Genomic DNA, 18,352 nt, shown 5'->3' on the forward strand with positions numbered 1-18,352 from the left:
TGGCTTTTATATTCCGTTTGGATTTTAAGCGTTAATGCGCTTCTTCCCAGTTGTCGCCTTGCTCGACTTCGACGAGCAGCGGGACGTCGAGGGAGGCAGCGTTCTGCATGCGCTGGGCAACGTCTTTCATGAAGTCTTCGACCTGCGCTTCGGCGACTTCGAAGACGAGTTCATCGTGTACCTGCATGACCATCATGGCGTCATACGCCTTGTCACCGTCATTGCCCGCCAGCCAGGCGTCCACGTCGATCATGGCGCGCTTGATGATGTCGGCGGCGCTGCCTTGCATCGGGGCGTTGATGGCGGTGCGTTCGGCAGCACTACGACGCGCATGATTGCGCGAGCCGATTTCCGGCAGGTAGAGACGACGGCCGAAGATGGTCTCGACATAGCCCTGCTCGGCGGCGAGGTGGCGAGTGTCTTCCATGTAGGTGGCGACGCCCGGATAGCGCTCGAAGTAGCGTTCGATGTAGGTCTTGGCCTGGCCGGGGTCGATATCCAGCTGACGCGAGAGGCCCCAGGCGGACATGCCGTAGATCAGTCCGAAGTTGATGGCCTTGGCGCTGCGACGCTGGTCACTGCTGACACGTGATTCCTCGGTACCGAAGACTTCCGCGGCGGTGGCGGCGTGCACGTCACGGTTGTCGGCGAAGGCCGAGAGCAGCCCCTTGTCACCGGAGAGGTGCGCCATGATGCGCAGCTCGATCTGCGAGTAATCCGCCGCGACGATGCGATAGCCGGGGCGTGCGATGAAGGCCTGACGAATGCGACGGCCCTCTTCGCTGCGCACCGGGATGTTCTGCAGATTCGGATCGGAAGACGACAGACGCCCGGTGGCGGTGACGGCCTGATGGTAGCTGGTGTGCAGGCGGCGCGTGGTCGGGTTGACCAGCTGCGGCAGCTTGTCGGTGTAGGTGCTCTTGAGCTTGGTCATGCCACGATGACGCATGATCAGCTTGGGCAGCGGGTAGTCCAGCGCCAGCTCCTCAAGCACGGCTTCGGCGGTGGACGGCGCGCCCTTGGGGGTCTTCTTCTTGACCGGCAGCTTCTGCTCCTCGAAGAGGATCTCGCCCAGCTGCTTGGGGGAAGAGAGGTTGAACTCGCGGCCCGCCAGCTCAAAGGCCTGCTTCTCGATGTCGTGGATCTGCTCGGTCAGCTCACGGGTCTGGGCGTGAAGGCGCTCGGGGTCAATCGCGACGCCGTTGCGCTCGATGCGCGCCAGCACCGGAATCAGCGGGTATTCGTAATCACGCAGCACCTCGCCCAGACGGCCCAGCTTCTCGATGCGCGGCATCAGCAGCGCGGCGAGGCGCAGGGTGATGTCGACATCCTCACAGGCGTAGGGCATCGCCTCTTCCAGCGCGATCTGGTCAAACGTCAGCTGCTTGGCGCCCTTGCCGGCGATGTCGGTGAAGCTGATGGTGCTCTCGCCCAGGTACTTGAGCGCCAGCGAGTCCATGTCGTGACGGGTCGCGGTGGAGTTGAGCACGTAGGACATCAGCATGGTGTCGGCCAGCGGACCGGCCACCGCGATGTCATAGCGCGCCAGCACCTCGATGTCGTACTTGAGGTTCTGGCCGATCTTGGTGATGGCGCCATCGGCCAGAATCGGCGTCAGCGCCTCCAGCACGGCCTGGCGCTCCAGCTGCGCGGGGGCATCCAGATAGCTGTGGGCGACGGGAATGTAGACGGCCTCGCCGACCTCCAGCGCCATGCCGATGCCGACGATCTCGGCTTCCATGTAGTTGAGGCTGGTGGTCTCGAGGTCGAAGCACAGCGAGGTGGCGTTGCGCACACGCTCCAGCCACGCGTCCAGCTCGGCCTGCTCGGTGATGGCGCGGTAGTTGCGCTCCTCACGCGGCGGCAGCGCCTCGGGCAACTCGTCCTCGTCACCCGCCGCATCCAGCTCAGGCGTCGGTGCAGCGGCGGCCTTGCCCTTGCCGGAGGCCTTGTCCGCGACGGGCGCGATGCTGTCGCCGAACAGATCACCGCCGGCGACACCGCTGTCCTTCTCGTCGGCGTGCGGGGTGGCGGCCATGTCACCGCCTTCCAGCAGCTCCTTCAGCCAGGCGCGGAACTCCATCTCCTTGTAGAGCTCGACCAGCGCGGCGGTATCCGGCGCGGCGATCGCGAGGTCCTCCAGGCCATGCTCCAGCTCGCAGTCCAGCTTGATGGTGGCGAGACGATAGGAGAGATAGGCATCCTCGCGGTGCGCTTCCATCTTCTTGGCCAGCGTCTTGGCGCCGCGGAAGCTGAGCGTCTTGATGCGATCGAGATCACCGTAGATGGTGTCGAGACCGCCGCCCATGCCCTGCAGCAGGCCCAGCGCGGTCTTCTCGCCCACGCCCGGCACGCCGGGAATGTTGTCGACCTTGTCGCCCATCAGCGCGAGGAAGTCGATGATCAGATTGGGCGGAATGCCGAACTTCTCGGTGACGCCGTCCACGTCCAGCGTCTCGTTCTTCATGGTGTTGACCAGCGTGATGTGCTCGTTCACCAGCTGGGCCATGTCCTTGTCGCCGGTGGAGATGACGGCGTCACGCCCGGCCTCGGTGGCCAGTCGCGCAAGAGTCCCGATGACGTCATCGGCCTCGACACCTTCCACGCACAATAGCGGCAGACCCAGCGCGCGCACGCAGGCATGCAGCGGCTCGACCTGCAGGCGCAGGTCATCGGGCATCGGCGGACGCTGGGCCTTGTACTCGGGATACATGTCATCACGGAAGGTCTTGCCCTTGGCGTCGAACACCACCGCCATGGGGCTGTCCGGATACTGGCGGATCAGGCTCTTGAGCATGTTGATCACGCCCTTCACCGCGCCGGTGGGCAGGCCCTTGGAGGTGGTCAGCGGCGGCAGGGCATGAAAGGCACGATAGAGGTAGGAAGATCCATCGACGAGAACGATCGGCGTGGCGGCCATGAGCAGTCGCATCCGTAGGCTGAAGGGTGAGCTTGGGGCAAGCAGAGTCGGGGCCGAAACTCTCTCGGCATCAATGGCTGTCATGATACGCAAGGGCTGCGGCGAGGCACAGTCACGCCGCGGGCATGGACCGGCTTTCGGGCAGCTCCCAGGGGCAGTGAAATCGTGCACGCGGCTGACAAGAGTCGTAGACTGCGCCCATCAGGCAAGGTTTCTGGCCATCGCCGATTCGCTTGCCCTCCGCACGCTTGCGCACAGAATCTTTGCGCTCAGGACTTTTGTATACGGGGCCTTGTCGCCAGTCTCCCTGCGATGAAGGCTCACGTGTTAAAGGAGGAATGCCATGCGCACGACTGCTTCGATTGCTCCGCACCCGACGCTGCGCCTGCCCACGCTGCTGGCGAGTGCTCTGCTGCTGGTCATCACCGCACTGGGCGCCCCGCTGGCCGTGGCCGAGAGTGATGCCCCCAAGCCACAGGTCACCAGCCGTCAGCAGGATGACCGCCAGCTGCGCGAATACCGCGTCAATGGCCATCTGTACGCCATCGAGATCATCCCCAAGGGGGGCACGCCCTTCTTCCTGCTCGACAGTGATGGCAACGGCAACTTCACCCGTTCCAGCGTGTCGCAGGCCAGTCAGCTCAAGGTGCCCGGCTGGGCGCGGAAAAAGTGATAAGCTCGGCATTGCGGGTCACGCGGCATCTGACCCGGCAGTGATGGGCATCATGCCCGGACCGGACGCATCCCTTGCGCTCGGTCCGGGCATGGAGGTCTCCCTCCTGCCTACCGACAACAACTCCTGTCAGCGCATTGCCGCCGCGTCGGTCCAGCGGCGCGCCACTGATGGGGCGGACACATTTCGGCGAGAAGAGTCACCCATGGCAGTCTTTACCCCCCTGAGCGAGGCTCAGGTCGCAGAATTTCTGGCAGAGTACGATGCAGGCACGCTGACATCGCTGGAAGATGTCGCCCACGGCACCGAGAACTCGACCTTCTTCGTCACCACCGACCGCCGCGAGATGGTGCTGACCCTGTTCGAGCAGGGCGAGCATGAGGAACTGCCCTTCTTCGTCGAGCTGCTCGATTTCCTCGCCGGCCACCAGCTGCCGGTGCCCGGCCCGCTGCATGACCGCGAAGGTCAGGCGCTCAAGACGCTGGCAGGCAAGCCGGCGTTGCTGTTTCCGCGCATGCCGGGCAAGTGGCCCGTCTCGCCCAATGTCGCCCAGTGCCGCGAGATCGGTGCGGCGCTGGGGCGCATGCACGCCGTCTCGCAGCACTTCACCGGCCAGCGCCCCAACACCCGTGACCTGCATTGGATCAAGCCGATGCACCACAAGGTGCTGGCCTATCTGAGCCCGGAAGACCAGGCGCTGATGGCCGACGAGATCGATGTCTGCGAAGACGTCTTCAGTGGCGTCGACCTGCCACAGGGCGCGCTGCACGGGGATCTGTTCCGCGACAACACCCTGTTTGACGGCGATCGCCTCGGCGGCATCATCGACTTCTACAATGGCTGCACCGGCGACCTGATCTTCGATCTGTCGATTCTGGTCAATGACTGGTGCTCCAATGACGATGGCCGTCTGGATCAGGCGCGTTATGACGCCCTGCTCAGCGCCTATCTGGCCGAGCGTCCGATGAACGCTGACGAACGTCGCCTGTGGCCGAGCATGCTGCGCATGACCGCGCTGCGCTACTGGCTGTCACGCCTGCTGGTGGTCTACGTGGACCCGCCCGCTCACAGCCTGACGCCGAAGGACCCGGCACAGTATCGCCAGTTGCTGGGCCGGCGCATCGAGGAAGGCGCCCTGCCGCTGCCCGACGCCACCCAGCCGGCCTGAATGTCCACGCAAGTGGCAAAGCGATTGCCTGCGCCTCCCCAGCAGGCATAATGCGCCCCCTGAGCGCCCGCATCCGTGCGGGCGCCATTGTCTTCTCCGACGCTGCCCACACCGCTGAGCACCGCCGGGCTTGCCTTCACGCCGTCCATCTCCGGAGACCGCGATGACCTCCTTTGCAGCCGAAGCACGCCGCACCTACAACATTGACCAGTGGGGCAGCGGCTATTTCGACGTGGGCCAGGATGGCCTGACGCTGGTGCGCCCCCATGGCGAACCGGGTACGCCTGCGCTGCCGCTGATCTCGCTGATCGACAAGGCCCGCGCCCAGGGCCTGCGACTGCCGCTGCTGATCCGCTTCGCCGATATCCTGCATGACCGGGTCGAGCAGCTGTGCGCCGCCTTCGATGCCGCCATCAGCTCACGCGGCTATGGCGCCAGCTACACCGCCGTCTATCCGATCAAGGTCAACCAGCAGCGCCGCGTGGTCGAGGAACTGCTGGCGACCAGCGAACGCTCGCGCGGGCGTGTCGGCCTGGAAGCCGGCAGCAAGCCGGAACTGCTCGCCGTGCTGGCGCTGTCGGACAATGGCCCGTCGGTCATCGTCTGCAACGGCTACAAGGACCGCGAGTACGTGCGTCTGGCGCTGATGGGCGAGAAGCTCGGCCACCGCGTGCACCTGGTGGTCGAGAAGGCCAGCGAGCTGGAACTGGTACTGGAAGAAGCTGAACGTCTCGGTGTGCGGCCGCGCATCGGTCTGCGCGCGCGCCTGGCCACCATCGGCAAGGGCAACTGGCAGAACACCGGCGGCGAGAAGTCGAAATTCGGCCTGACGGCGAGCCAGATCGTCGCGCTGGTCGAGCGCCTGCGCGAAGTGGATGCGCTGGACTGCCTCAAGCTGGTCCACTTCCACCTCGGCTCGCAGATCGCGGACATCAGCGACATCCAGCGCGGCCTGGCCGAGTGCGCGCGCTTCTATCAGGGGCTGCATGAAGCCGGTGCCGGCGTGGAAATCGTCGATGTCGGCGGTGGCCTGGGCGTGGACTACGAAGGCACGCGCTCGGAAAGCGCCTGCTCGCTCAACTACTCGATGCGTGAATACGCCGACTATGTGGTCGGGGCGTTCCACGCGGTGTGCGAGGCGCATGATCTGCCGCATCCGCACATCATCTCCGAATCCGGTCGTGCCCTGACCGCTCACCACGCCGTGCTGGTGACGGACGTGATCGGCGAGGAGCGTGTCGACCTGCCGCTGCCCACGCCGCGTGAGGATGATCTGCAGATCGCCGCGCTGTGGACACAGGCCGCGCGTCTGGAAGGTGCGCTCGAGCCACGTGAGCTGGTGGAGATCTACCACGCCGTGGTGCATGCCCAGCATCAGGTGCAGGAGCGCTTCGTGATGGGGCTGGCGAGCATCGCCATCCGTGCCGAGGCCGAGGCCATCTACACCAACGTGTGCCGCAGTCTCGCCGGGCGCCTCGATGCGCGCCAGCGTTCGCACCGCGCGGTGCTCGATGAGCTCAACGAGAAGCTGGCCGACAAGCTGTTCGTCAACTTCTCGCTGTTCCAGTCACTGCCGGACATCTGGGGCATCGAGCAGATCTTCCCGATTCTGCCGCTGACCGGTCTCGACCGCGCGCCGACTCGCCGTGGCGTGATTCAGGACATCACCTGCGACAGTGATGGCCGCATCGACACCTATGTGGATGACCAGGGCCTGGATGCCACCCTGCCGCTGCCGGAATGGCATGCCGAGGAAGAGAAGCTGCTCGGCTTCTTCATGGTCGGAGCCTATCAGGAAATCCTCGGCGACCTGCACAACCTGTTCGGCGATACCGATTCCGTGGATGCCAGCCTCGACGACGAGGGCCAATGGCAGCTTTCCCATGCCATCCAGGGCGATAGCGTGGCGCAGGTGCTGCGCTACGTGAACTTCGACCCGGATCAGCTGGCGGCCCGCCTCGCGCGTCAGCTCAAGTCATCCAATCTGAACGCGCTGGAACAGGCAGACCTGCTCGAGGACCTGAAGGCAGGTCTGGAAGGATATACCTACCTGGAGAGCTGAGCCCTTCCGTCATTGAGCTGATCTCTGCTTCAGAGATTCGAGCCCGGAAAGCAGCAGCCCAGACAGCAAAAGCCCCTGCCGGAATCCCGGCAGGGGCTTTTCTGTCTCAACTCGCTCAGGGCTGCTGCCAACACGCTCAGGGCTGTTGTGAACTCGCTCAGGGCTGCTGGCTACTCGCTCAGGGCTGTCTCAGCCCCAGTCAGCCCCAGTCGTCATGCCACGCCGCGAGTGCGCGTCTCGACACGCAGCAGCTCGCCGCTGCCATCCGGGGCATCCAGCGTCAGTGCCAGCGCCTGATCCGGATTCAGCTCGCCAACCCCTTCCGGCGTGCCGGTCAGTACCACGTCGCCGGGCAGCAGCGTGAAGCTGTGGCTGATCTCGCTGAGCAGCCGCGCGACAGGGAACAGCATCAGACGGGTATCCGCCTGCTGACGCTGCTCGCCGTCGATGGCAAAACGATACTGCAGTGCCTGGAAATCGACATCATGCAGTGCGCCTTCGCCATCACGCCAGCGCGGGCCTTCCAGCGCCACGAAGGAGGACAGCGGACAGCTGCCGTCAAAGGCCTTGGCCAGTTCCCACGGCTGCCCCTTGGCCTTGAGCTTGCTCTGACGCTCACGCAGGGTGAGATCCAGCGCCAGCCCCATGCCGGCCAATGCCTCCAGCGCCTCGTCTTCACTCGCCTCGCACAGTGGCTTGCCGATCAGCAGCGCAAGCTCGGCCTCGTAATGGTACTGGCCACGTCGCTTCGAGAGCGGCAGCGGCTTGTCCATGGGCACCACGCTGGTGGCGGGCTTGATGAACAGCAACGGCTCGCTGGGCACTTCATTGCCGAGCTCCGCGGCGTGGGCAGCATAATTGCGCCCCACGCACACCACCTTGCCGAGATCATGGGCAAAGACACGACCATCGCTGAAACGTGGGGTAAAACGCTGAGCAAGCGGCATGCAGAACTCCTGTCGGGGCGTGATGGATGATCAATGAGAGGTGATCAATGAGAGATGTCTCAATCTTACGCCGCCCCGCCGGTTTGCCACTACCACACCAACGTCCGAGATTTCGCCGCCTGAACGCAACCCCGGGTTGTGCAGTTCAGTCCACTGGCTTGCTCAGCCTTTCGGTCTTTCCTTTCGCTTGCTCACGCTGGCGATCTGTCACGCGCGGCTCATTTTTCCAGTTCATCCCAGCCACCATCGGCACGGTGGGCCAGAAATTCAGGGCGCGGACGAGAGGCCGCGAACGGCGCCTGCATGGCATTGTCGACGCGGTTGTAGACGAAGAAGGCGTTGCTGCGCGGGTCCGGCGACATGTTGGCGTTGGAGCCATGCAAGGTGTTGCAGTCAAACATCAGCAGACCACCCGCGGCACCGGTGGGCGCCTCGATGCCACGCTGGGCGACCAGCTCTCGCAGCGCTTCGCGCGAGGGCACACCGACTTCCTGTGCCTGCAGCGAAGACTTGTGATTGTCTTCCGGCGTCTCACCCAGGCAGTGCACGAAGACTTCGTGCGAGCCGGGGATCAGCATCAGCGGGCCGTTGAAGTGGTGATTGTCATTCAGGATGATCGAGGCGCTGACCGCACGCATTTCCGGCATGCCATCCTCGGCGTGCCAGGTCTCGAAGTCCGAATGCCAGTTGAAGCCCTTGCCCTCGAAGCCCGGCTTGTAGTTGATGCGCGACTGGTGGACATAGACATCGCCACCCAGAATCTGGCGCGCGCGATCCATCAGGCGCGGGTCTTCGGCAAGCTGGCGGAAGCGCTCCGACAGGAAGTGCACGGCGAAGATGGAGCGGATCTCGCGGCTCTTGGGCTCGGTGATGGTGAAATCACGGCCCTGGAGATCTTCCTGCTCCAGCAGCGCAGCCAGTTCGGCCTTCAGCGTCTCGACTTCTTCCGGGGCCAGGAATTCCGGCTCGAACAGGAAGCCATCGCGCTCGAACCGCTTGAGTTGCTCAGCCCCCAGCGGCCCCTCATCGGCGCGCGAGTGCACGACGGGCTCGCGGCGCTTCTGCCACAGGTGCTGCGGTGGCTGGCTCAGACGCGTCGGGTAGGCGTCGCGCGAGTGGGAGGAGCCCCGGTCGCTGCCTGACTTGTCCAGATAGGCTTCCGGCGCCTGATCGCGATCGGCATCGACCTGACGAACACCCAGACGCTGATTGGAGGACTCTGCGCCATCGCTGGCGTTGCTGCCGTCCATCTCGTGGTGGTGGCGCTGCTTGGACGAAAGCGCAGCGGTGGCGTTGTACGAGGTCATGTGGCGTGAAGCTGTCATCTTGCTCTCCTTAAGGCATCAATGGCTTGCATAGAGGAAAGAGGAATCCGGCGTTCTATTCCTGCGGCTTGGCCGCACTGTCCCACCTATGGGCCATGACACAGACTTCAACCCCATGAATCATGAATTAATCACAGACGCCTGATCCCCGAGTTCGTTAAAAGACCATTCAATCGCGCACTACCCCCGCCATCACCGTTCTCGCGAAAACATGAGACCTCCTGTGTCTCACGGATGACAAGATTCCTCAGTCACCCCGATAGATCATTTCATCATTCACGCGGTGGCCACGCGCCTCATGCATGAAAGACATCATGACTCATATATCGCCTCATTCCTTGTCATTGCCTCCTGACAATTCACCCCAATACGCTTCGCCTTTTGCAAATCGCATCGCGAATGATCACCAGACAATAAGCGTAAGTTGTTGTGAACTATTGTGAATTTAGTTGGCACACTTAATGCCCCTGTAAAGTCACGGCATCACAACTGATAGACACATATCAGAGTACAAGAACGGCGCAGGACAATGCGTCACACCAGGGGAACTTCCAGCATGTTCAAGCCACGGATTTGTCTGGCCGCTTGCATGGCCACAGTGCTGGGGGGCTGCGCAGCTGTCGAACCGAAATTCGACAATGTCGAACCGGTCGTAGGGCCACCAGTCACCTCAAACAACACGCCATATAGTGAATGCCTCGTATCACTCAGCCGGGTGCAAGGTGCCACCAACCTGCCTGTAATTGCAGTGGGTCAGGTGACGGACAAGACCGGTCAACGCAGTTACTCCACCGTGACAGAGAGTGCTGCCGTGACCCAGGGCGTATCCGAGATGCTGATCAGTGCCCTCTACAAGACTCGCAAGGTACATCTTACCGAGCGTCTCGATGTTCGAGTCCCGCTGGCAGAGCAGCAGCTTTTCGAGAATAAGGCAATGGCCTACTCGCCGCGTAAATTGGCAGTTCTCCCTTCACATTTCGTGGTTCTCGGTGCTCTCACAGAGCTCAATTACAACATTTCAAGCGGCGGTGCCCGCCTGTTCGTCAGCGGAATCGGGGCCGGACTACGTACTGCAGTCATCAATGTCGGTCTGGATCTACGCATGGTCGATATCCGCACATTCCGCACCGTCTATGTCACCAGCCTGCAGAAGCAGGTGGTCGGTTACGAAGTCGAAGCCGGTATCTACCGCTTCTTCGGCAATCAGTTGATCGAGTTTGACTCCGGCGCAGTGCGCAATGAACCACTGCAGTTGGGGGTGAGATCAGTCGTGGAGATGGGCGCGTATCAGCTTCTGACTGAAGGCCTGGGACTTCCTGTACCTGCGGGACAGGAATGTGCATTGCACCCGGGACAGCATGTTGCAGATGACAATAGCAACACGCAGCAAGTGGCCGCAGCCAATACCAGCAGCAATGCAGCAAGTGGCAATGAAGCAGTCGCAACACCGTTGCAAGCAGCACCCGCATCAGAAGTACCGGCAGCATCCAGCGCAGCACAATAAGTCAACATTCATGAGGAACATGACAATGACTACCTATAATAAGCTCGCAGTCGCCATCGGTCTCGTAAGTAGTGTGATGATGGCAAGTCAGGCGCAAGCCTTCGATGAAGTGGACTGGGACTGGGATGGACAGGTAAATACCGATGTCAACATTGACGTCTATATTGATCCGGGCATCACAGACCCGGGCGGCCTGGTCATGATCGAAAGCCTGCAGAAGCAAGTCGGCGATGTGTCATCCACAGCTATCGTCAGTGATATCAGCTACGGCGCTGGCGAAGCAGGCGACCCGACCATAGAGCTGGTGGATAGCCTCAGCGCCAAAGCCAAAGCCAAGTCCAGTGCCGAGGCCAGTGCCGGATTCAAAGGCTTAAAAGCTGAAGCTGATGCTGATGCCATGGCGAAAGCATCGGCCGATGTGGATGTCTATATCAGCTATGCCGGCTCAACGCCCAATCCTGACATCTCCAAGCTTGAGGCACTGGAAAATGCTGCCACCTCGGTGGGCAACAATATCTCCATCGACAGCGATGCCATGGTCAATCTGCATAATGAGCAGACCCTGTCCGGAAGCGAACTCTATGGCGGTGGGCATGGTCGTCACTCCCACGGCCCCCAGCTGGCAAATGTCGTCTCACTGGCTACGGTCAACGACATCCTCAACCTGACCGTGGACAATTCCGCGACCTCCGTGGGTAACAATCTGTCGGTCACTCTGGATAGCACCGATATCAATAGCGCCTTGATTGCCGACAATACCCAGATGAGCTTCGCCAACATCAGCTCGACTGCCACAGTCAGCGGCATCACGCTGGATCTGCCGCCGGCAGGCAGCTTCGATGGCCCAGTCATCAGCAATACGGCCACCTCTGTGGGTAACAACATGTCCGTCTCCGTCGGCCCCGTTACTCCGTAAATCCTCAGCAGGCAACCAACACACGCGGGGCGACCCGCGTGTGTTTCAGTACCTGCCGACATCATAGTCTTCACGCATCAGATACTGCATCTTTCACAGATCGAAAGGAGCAAGACATGAATGCTTTCACACGTATCAGCCTGGGGGTCGTCAGCGCGGGATGCCTGCTGGCCACGACTGCCAGCGCCAACTCGCTGATGGGGCCCTTCCCCTACGACTTTCCGGCACGTAGCGCAGAAACCGCCCTGATTCTCTATGAGAGCAAGAAGGCCGGCAGCCTGGGTGAAGGGTCCGATACCAATATCGGGGAATACACCCTCAATACCGGCAGCAGTACCTCGATCGGCAACTGGCAACAGATCGAACAGACGCTGAGTGATGGTTCCACCGGCACCATCGACAGCACGGCGGACCAGTCCGCCGATGGCAGCTCGCAGACGTCGTCAACGGATTTCACCATCACCCACAACAATGCGGATGATGAAGAGGAAGAAGCCCCATGATGTCCCGCCCGGGCAAGGCGTGACGGCCCAGGCAGGGCACTTGAGAACATCAGACTCACGTGTCAAACGTGAGGAGAGAGTTGGTCATCATGCCAACGGGTGGGATGAGATATCTGACCCTCGCGCGCAGCGGAAAAAACCCACTAAAAGCCGCCATGATCATCTCTCACGTTTGAGTAAGCTTGGAAAAGGACGCGCAACAACCCGCATGACGAAGACTCAACGCTTGGGGAGCGTGTGTCCTTCCGAGAGGCTGTCACCAGAAGCAGCCCGACAATTATGCTCCTGCAGCGATGCTCTACGAGCTGCTGACAGGGGTCCAGCAGCAAGGGAACATCACTCATGACCGCACTGAAGGCTCACCATCAGGCTACGCCGATCACCACTGCGTTGAATCTGACTGTCGACTCCCCCGCACGGGTGAAGTCTCTACCGACAGGCCGGCCTAACGGTTTTGAGGGGTTCATCGGAGGCTCATCGTCCATGCAGACCCTCTATCGCACCCTCATACAGGTCGCCCATTCGGACGCCCCCATCTTCATCACCGGCGAAAGCGGCAGCGGCAAGGAGCTATGCGCCACTGCCATCCACCGCCACAGCCCGGTACGCGAAGGCCCTTTCATCGCCGTCAACTGTGCTGCCATCCCGGCGGAGCTATTGGAATCACAGCTGTTCGGGCATGTGCGTGGCGCCTTTACCGGTGCCGTCAGTGCCCAGCAGGGCCTGGCCGTGGCAGCGGATGGCGGGACGCTGTTCCTGGATGAGATCGCCGAACTGCCCTTGCCACTGCAGAGCAAGCTGTTGCGCTTTCTGCAGACCGGCCAGGTGATGCCCGTGGGCGCGACACGCACGGTCGAGGTCAACTGCCGTATCGTCTGCGCCACGCATCAGGACCCGCGTCAGCTGGTGGAGACCCATCGCTTCCGCGAAGACCTCTTCTACCGCCTGCACGTCATCCCGCTCAAGGTGCCGCCCCTGCGCGAGCGCGGAAGTGACATTCTCGAGATCGCCAACGGCTTGCTGAGTCGCATGGCCAGCCACGAAGGCAAGCATTTCACCAGCCTGAGCGCCTGCGCGGAGCAGGCGCTGCTGGCCCACGATTGGCCGGGCAACGTGCGCGAGCTGGAAAACACCCTGCGCCGCGCCATCATCCTCCACGAGGGCGAGAGTCTCACGGCCGCCATGCTGGACCTGCCAGCACACGGCGGCTCACACGAGAGACTCGAGCACGCACCACCCGGCGCCGAGAACCAGGGCCTCTGGCAGCGCCCGCTGTGGATGGTGGAGCGGGATGCCATCGAGACGGTGATAGCGGCATGCGATGGCAGCATTCCGCGTGCCGCTGCCATTCTGGAAATCGCCCCATCGACCATCTATCGCAAACGCCTCAGCTGGCAGGCCCATCACCCCGGCTCATCTGCCGCGCATTGAGCGCCGAAAGACGCAAGGCGAGCAGACGCCAGACGCAAAAAAGCCACCCCGGAGGGTGGCTTTTCTGTTGGCTGCCGAATTCATCCTGCGACTTCATCTGCTAGCCAGAATTGGCTGGGGTACCAGGACTCGAACCTGGGAATGCCGATACCAAAAACCGGTGCCTTACCACTTGGCTATACCCCAATTTGGTGGCCAGAGACGGAATCGAACCGCCGACACGGGGATTTTCAATCCCCTGCTCTACCAACTGAGCTATCTGGCCGACCGGAAGACACAAAAAAAGCCGCCTGGGCGACTTCGATATCCTGCGTTCTTCGTTCATCTACAGAAGCCTGAAGATGGTGCCGGCTAAAGGAGTCGAACCCTCGACCTACTGATTACAAGTCAGTTGCTCTACCAACTGAGCTAAGCCGGCACAAAGAACTCATGATATGAGTCTTCTTACTACGTTACTGCATGTCAGCTGGCTGGGGTACCAGGACTCGAACCTGGGAATGCCGATACCAAAAACCGGTGCCTTACCACTTGGCTATACCCCAACACTTGGTGGCCAGAGACGGAATCGAACCGCCGACACGGGGATTTTCAATCCCCTGCTCTACCAACTGAGCTATCTGGCCCTTGCCAACGAGGACGTATTAAATAGAAAACCTTTCCCGACGTCAACCCTTGCTTATCAAGAATTTGGCGTCGTTATTCGTTTTCCATCGCCCTCGCCGTCTCGTCAGACTTCGTAGCCCTGTCCGCCCTGCGCTTCGCCCTTGGCGGCGGCGTCAGTCGGGACGAAACCTTCGGCCTGATCGGTCTCTTCGTTGCGGAAGAAACGCTCCATCTGCTCCATCAGATAGCGACGGCTGTCGGCATCCATCATGTTGAGGTGCTTCTCGTTGATCAGGCGTGTCTGCAGCGCCTGCCATTCTTCCCATGCCTGCTTCGAGACGTTGGCCCAGATATCCTGGCCCTTCTCGCCCGGCAGCGGCGGAAAGTCGAGACCCGGCAGGTCCTGGTCATACTTGCGGCAATGTACGGTGCGCATGGGTAACTCCGTAAGAGAACTGGATGTCAGTGCGGTTGAGCGCCGAGCCTTCGCCAGACGCTCAATCGATTGCCTCATTCTCGCACGCTTGAGCGGGTTTCCCCCAGGCGTCCGAGGCCTGTCGATGAGAGCGACTCGCTCACAGCCCGAACAGATCATCCGTGCAGCGTGCCAGCAGCGCCTTGACCGGTGCCGGCAGGCCCACGGCATCCGGCGCGGCGGGGTCGACGAAACGGCGGTCTGCTCCGTGTTCGTTGACGCCATCCTCCGCCGACGGCGTCAGTTCCGCCGCTCCCAGCTGGACCGGCTGCGGCGTGATGGTCAGCCGGAAGTGGCTGAAGACATGCTCGAAACTGTCCAGCGGCGCCTCCAGATGCGCGCCTCGCGCTTCACGGGCGACCCACTCCCGCGCGGCCTCGCGGTTCTCGACCAGCGGCGGCGCCCACAGGCCGCCCCAGATGCCCGTTGGTGGGCGTCGTTCGAGCAGAATCCGGCCCGTCTCGTCACTGACCAGCAGCATCAGCGTCTGACGTGTCGGAATAGCCTTCTTGGGCTTGCTCTCGGGGAAGCGCTTTTCCTCGCCGCGTGCATGCGCCACACAGACTTCCTCGAAGGGACAGCGCGTACAATCCGGCTTGCTGCCGCGCGTGCACAGGGTGGCCCCGAGATCCATCATCGCCTGGGTCCAGTCCGCCAGCCGCATCTGCGGGGTATAGCGCTCCGCCAATGCCCACAGCTTGCGCTCCACCGCCGGACGTCCCGGCCAGCCTTCCACGGCATGCAGGCGAGCCAGCACGCGCTTGACGTTGCCATCGAGAATCGGCGCCCGTTGTCCGGTGCTGATGCTGATGATCGCCCCGGCGGTCGAGCGCCCGATACCTGGCAAGGCCGACAGTGCCTCGACACTCTCGACCGGGAAGGTGCCGCCATACTCAGCGACCACCTGTTGAGCGGCCTTGTGCAGATTGCGCGCCCGGGCGTAGTAGCCAAGCCCCGTCCACAGGTGCAGTACCTCATCGATCTCCGCCGCCGCCAGCGCGGCGACATCCGGGAAGCATTCCATGAAGCGCGCGTAATAGGGCAGCACCGTCGTGACCTGGGTCTGCTGGAGCATGATCTCCGAGACCCATACACGATACGGGGTGGTGTTCTCCTGCCAGGGCAGGTGCTTGCGGCCATGCTCATCGAACCAGTCGAACACGCGGGCCTGGAATTCCTCCGGGCTCAGCGCAATGCTTGCCACGCCTGGCGGGGCGTGGGTATCAGACGCCGCCACGTCAGGCGTGGCCGCAGTGTCAGGTACCGCCATCAAGACTTCCTCTACTCGTGACTCGTACCATGGCGCGCCATGGTCTGGGCTCCAACGGCAGCACGCCAGCCCCGAGGGACTGGCGTGCCGGTCTTGCTGTGCTAGGAGCGCGTGATCAGTTGAACAGCCCCTGAATCGCGCCCTTCAGCTTGTCGCTGGCGCCTTCGCCCAGCTTGTCATCGATCTTCTTGCGCGTGTCTTCATCGAGCTTCTCATCCAGCTTCTCGCTGACCTTCTCGCCCGCCTTGCGCTTGGCTTCATCCTTGGCCAGTTCCGCGGCGGCCGTCTGGAAGCCCTTCTGGTCAAAGCCGCACCATTCGCCCGGCTCACCGCTCAGATTGCCCTGACACTGCACCGGGAAACGCAACTTGACCAGACGCGGATTGACCTCACAGGCAGCGTCATCCGTTCCTTCGATGAAGCGCGCCGCCACGTTGTAGTCAAAGGCTTCGGTCGGCAGGTTGAGCTGCCCCTTGCCATCCAGCGCGATACCCGGGATTGCCAGTGCCAGATCCTGATTGCTGATCACGCCATTGGTGACCTTGAAGCTGCCCTGTGCGCGTTCCAGCGGGGTATTCGCTGCCCAGTCACGCGAGGACGTCTTGCCACTCAGCGTCGCCACCGTGGTGCACATCTTCTCGGACACGTTGACGTCGAGTATCTCGCCATTGCGGATCTCGAAGTCACCTGAACCATTCAGGTTGCGCTTCATGCTGTCGAGTTGATTGGTGCTGGTGGTGTAGTCGCCATTGAGGGTCAGACGGCCACGCAGGATGTCATCCTGCTCAGGCGCCAGCGCCTTGAGGAATGGCGCGATATCCAGATTGGTCAACTTCTCGCCGAAGCTCATGGTCAGCGGTGTCTTGCGACTGTCGATGCGGGCACTGGCTGCCAGGCTACCGCCGTACAGACTGGCCGTCAGGCTATCGAGCTGCTGCAGTCCCGGCTGGCCGGACAGCTTGGCGGACACCTTGCGCATCTCGAGTCCGGATGCCGTGAGGTTCGCGATGTCCAGCTGGCCCTTGAGCCCGAGAGTTCTGAGCAGCTCCACCGGCAACACCTCTGCATCGCCGTCAGCCGCGTAGGCCGGCGCCACCAGTCCTGCCGTCACCCCCGTACCGAGATTCGCGGTCTTCTCGCTGGTCTGCGGCGGGAGGTAGTCGTCCAGATTCAGCGCATCGACATCCAGATCAAAGGTGATCTGCGAGGCATCGAAGGAGGAGCCGAGACGTCCGTTGATGGTGGTGTCATCCAGCGCCATCACCAGGTTGGTCAGCTGTACCTGTGACAGGTCGCCCTTGAGCGGGCTGGAGAATGCCAGCGAGGTCAGCGCATCGCCGCGTGCCGTCTGCGGTGCCTGCATGCCGACCCGCGTCATCCACGCCTTGGGCGACAGCGGGGCCAGCTTGAACTGCCCGCTGTAGCTCAGCGCCTCGCCCGTGATGTCACTGGCCTTGAGCGCCCCGCTCAGACGCAGGTCACTGCCCGAGGTCAGCAGCAGATCGGAGAGCGTCGCGGTGCCTTCGGCAAGATCCGCTTCCGCCCCGAAGGTCGCCTTCACCGGCAGCGCCTTCTCTCCCAGCGACGGTTCGTTGAGCGAGGCATCCAGCTCCCCACCCTCGATGCGATAGCGCTGCTGCTCGGTATCCAGTGTCAGGGTATCGATCTCCAGCGCCAGCTGTTGGGACTGCTCGCTCAGCGACGGCATGCTGGTGGCGGTATCCAGGCTGATGCCGGTCAGGACATGGCGACCGTTCTGAAGGTCCAGCGCCACCTTGCCGTCCAGGTTGATGGTGCTGCGCAGCTCAGGCTCACGCCCCTCCGCCACGAAGGACAGCTCCACCGGGAACGCCTTGGTCGGGCTGACGTTGCTGGAGCTCAATGCCAGCTCATTGAGCGTCATGTCGAGACCGCTGGCAGCATCCTGGTAGGTGATCTGCCCATTGGTGACCTGAATCGAGGCGATATCGAGATTGACGGCCATGCCTTCAGCGCCATCGCTGACACCGGCATCTCCCTGCGTCTCATCGGCCATGGCGACACCGGCACTCTTGGCGGGAGGCAGGGCCTTGTCCGCCGCACCGCTCTCGGCGGCATCGGCAGCATGCTGCAACAGACTCTCCCAGTTGCCTCGCCCGTCAGCGTCTCGCTTGAGGTCCAGTTTCAGGCCATCGAGGAACACGCCCTCGACCTCCACCTCACCGCTCAGCAAGGGTGCGAAGGACACCCCGACCTCGGCACGCTTGAAGGAGGCGAAGGGTGTCTGGTCGTGAGCCTGCTCCGGCAGCCAGGTCTGGGCGTCCTCGACACTGACGCCCAGACGCGGGTAGAACGACCAGTCCAGCGGACCGTTCAGGGCCAGCTCCAGCCCCGCCTGGTCCTTGACCGCCTTGACCAGACGCGGCTTGAGATCATTCGGGTCGAGGAAGGTGGTGACATAGATCACCCCCGCCACCACGACCAGCGCCAGTACTCCGACGATGGCCAGCAAGGCCCTGAACAGTGCTTTCATCTGCGTCCTCCATTTGACACGATGAGATGTCCGGGCTGCCTTC

At 62.3% G+C, this 18,352-nt stretch carries 13 protein-coding genes and 5 tRNA genes; 7 read left to right on the plus strand and 11 right to left on the minus strand.

Features of this window, described 5'->3' with window-relative positions; translation table 11 throughout:
• Window positions 1-31: 31 nt before the first annotated feature.
• A complete protein-coding gene (gene polA / locus QD228_RS06465) occupies window positions 32-2,920 on the minus strand; it encodes a DNA polymerase I (protein ID WP_279874826.1) in 2,889 nt (962 codons plus the stop codon).
• A 343-nt stretch (window positions 2,921-3,263) separates the two neighbouring features.
• Here polA and QD228_RS06470 point away from each other — a divergent pair, with 343 nt between their 5' ends.
• From QD228_RS06470 to speA, 3 genes are all read left to right on the plus strand, one after another.
• The gene (locus tag QD228_RS06470; protein WP_084209457.1) at window positions 3,264-3,593 is read left to right on the plus strand and encodes a DUF2782 domain-containing protein; all 330 of its coding nucleotides are present in this window, start codon (window positions 3,264-3,266) and stop codon (window positions 3,591-3,593) included.
• Between the two features lie 205 nt (window positions 3,594-3,798).
• Window positions 3,799-4,761 (plus strand): homoserine kinase, encoded by a 963-nt coding sequence (locus QD228_RS06475; RefSeq protein WP_084209458.1) that lies wholly within the window; start codon window positions 3,799-3,801, stop codon window positions 4,759-4,761.
• A 163-nt stretch (window positions 4,762-4,924) separates the two neighbouring features.
• Window positions 4,925-6,823, plus strand: coding sequence for a biosynthetic arginine decarboxylase (gene speA / locus QD228_RS06480; RefSeq protein ID WP_077378572.1), 1,899 nt, complete (start codon window positions 4,925-4,927; stop codon window positions 6,821-6,823).
• Between the two features lie 212 nt (window positions 6,824-7,035).
• Here the strand turns inward: speA and QD228_RS06485 are convergent, their stop codons facing one another.
• Complete coding sequence (locus QD228_RS06485; RefSeq protein WP_176493727.1) at window positions 7,036-7,770, minus strand: fumarylacetoacetate hydrolase family protein; 735 nt, start codon at window positions 7,768-7,770, stop codon at window positions 7,036-7,038.
• A gap of 218 nt (window positions 7,771-7,988) precedes the next feature.
• A complete protein-coding gene (gene thpD / locus QD228_RS06490; protein WP_308477993.1) occupies window positions 7,989-9,095 on the minus strand; it encodes an ectoine hydroxylase in 1,107 nt (368 codons plus the stop codon).
• 556 nt (window positions 9,096-9,651) lie between these two features.
• On the opposite strand from thpD, the gene QD228_RS06495 reads away from it, so the two are divergent.
• From QD228_RS06495 to QD228_RS06510, 4 genes are all read left to right on the plus strand, one after another.
• Window positions 9,652-10,599: a CsgG/HfaB family protein gene (locus tag QD228_RS06495; RefSeq protein WP_279874827.1), complete on the plus strand. Its 948-nt coding sequence runs from the start codon at window positions 9,652-9,654 to the stop codon at window positions 10,597-10,599.
• 25 nt (window positions 10,600-10,624) lie between these two features.
• Window positions 10,625-11,515 carry a hypothetical protein gene (locus QD228_RS06500; protein WP_279874828.1) on the plus strand — a complete coding sequence of 297 codons (891 nt, stop codon included), beginning with the start codon at window positions 10,625-10,627 and terminating at the stop codon, window positions 11,513-11,515.
• Between the two features lie 116 nt (window positions 11,516-11,631).
• A complete protein-coding gene (locus tag QD228_RS06505; protein WP_279874829.1) occupies window positions 11,632-12,018 on the plus strand; it encodes a hypothetical protein in 387 nt (128 codons plus the stop codon).
• A 342-nt stretch (window positions 12,019-12,360) separates the two neighbouring features.
• Window positions 12,361-13,449, plus strand: a complete 1,089-nt coding sequence (locus QD228_RS06510) for a sigma-54 dependent transcriptional regulator (RefSeq protein WP_077378557.1) — start codon at window positions 12,361-12,363, stop codon at window positions 13,447-13,449.
• A 111-nt stretch (window positions 13,450-13,560) separates the two neighbouring features.
• Here the strand turns inward: QD228_RS06510 and QD228_RS06515 are convergent.
• The 8 genes from QD228_RS06515 to QD228_RS06550 form a co-directional block, all read right to left on the minus strand.
• Window positions 13,561-13,635 (minus strand) — tRNA-Gln (locus QD228_RS06515).
• A 3-nt stretch (window positions 13,636-13,638) separates the two neighbouring features.
• Window positions 13,639-13,714: transfer RNA gene (locus tag QD228_RS06520), tRNA-Phe, on the minus strand.
• A 77-nt stretch (window positions 13,715-13,791) separates the two neighbouring features.
• Window positions 13,792-13,867 (minus strand) — tRNA-Thr (locus tag QD228_RS06525).
• 49 nt (window positions 13,868-13,916) lie between these two features.
• Window positions 13,917-13,991 (minus strand) — tRNA-Gln (locus QD228_RS06530).
• 5 nt (window positions 13,992-13,996) lie between these two features.
• Window positions 13,997-14,072: transfer RNA gene (locus tag QD228_RS06535), tRNA-Phe, on the minus strand.
• Between the two features lie 104 nt (window positions 14,073-14,176).
• A complete protein-coding gene (locus tag QD228_RS06540) occupies window positions 14,177-14,488 on the minus strand; it encodes an oxidative damage protection protein (protein WP_077378554.1) in 312 nt (103 codons plus the stop codon).
• A 139-nt stretch (window positions 14,489-14,627) separates the two neighbouring features.
• On the minus strand, window positions 14,628-15,797 hold the full coding sequence (gene mutY, locus QD228_RS06545; RefSeq protein ID WP_279874830.1) for an A/G-specific adenine glycosylase: 1,170 nt from the start codon (window positions 15,795-15,797) through the stop codon (window positions 14,628-14,630).
• Window positions 15,798-15,912: 115 nt separating this feature from the next.
• Window positions 15,913-18,309, minus strand: a complete 2,397-nt coding sequence (locus QD228_RS06550) for an AsmA family protein (protein WP_279874832.1) — start codon at window positions 18,307-18,309, stop codon at window positions 15,913-15,915.
• Window positions 18,310-18,352 lie beyond the last annotated feature (43 nt).

The organism is Cobetia sp. 3AK (assembly GCF_029846335.1).
Lineage (GTDB): Bacteria > Pseudomonadota > Gammaproteobacteria > Pseudomonadales > Halomonadaceae > Cobetia > Cobetia marina.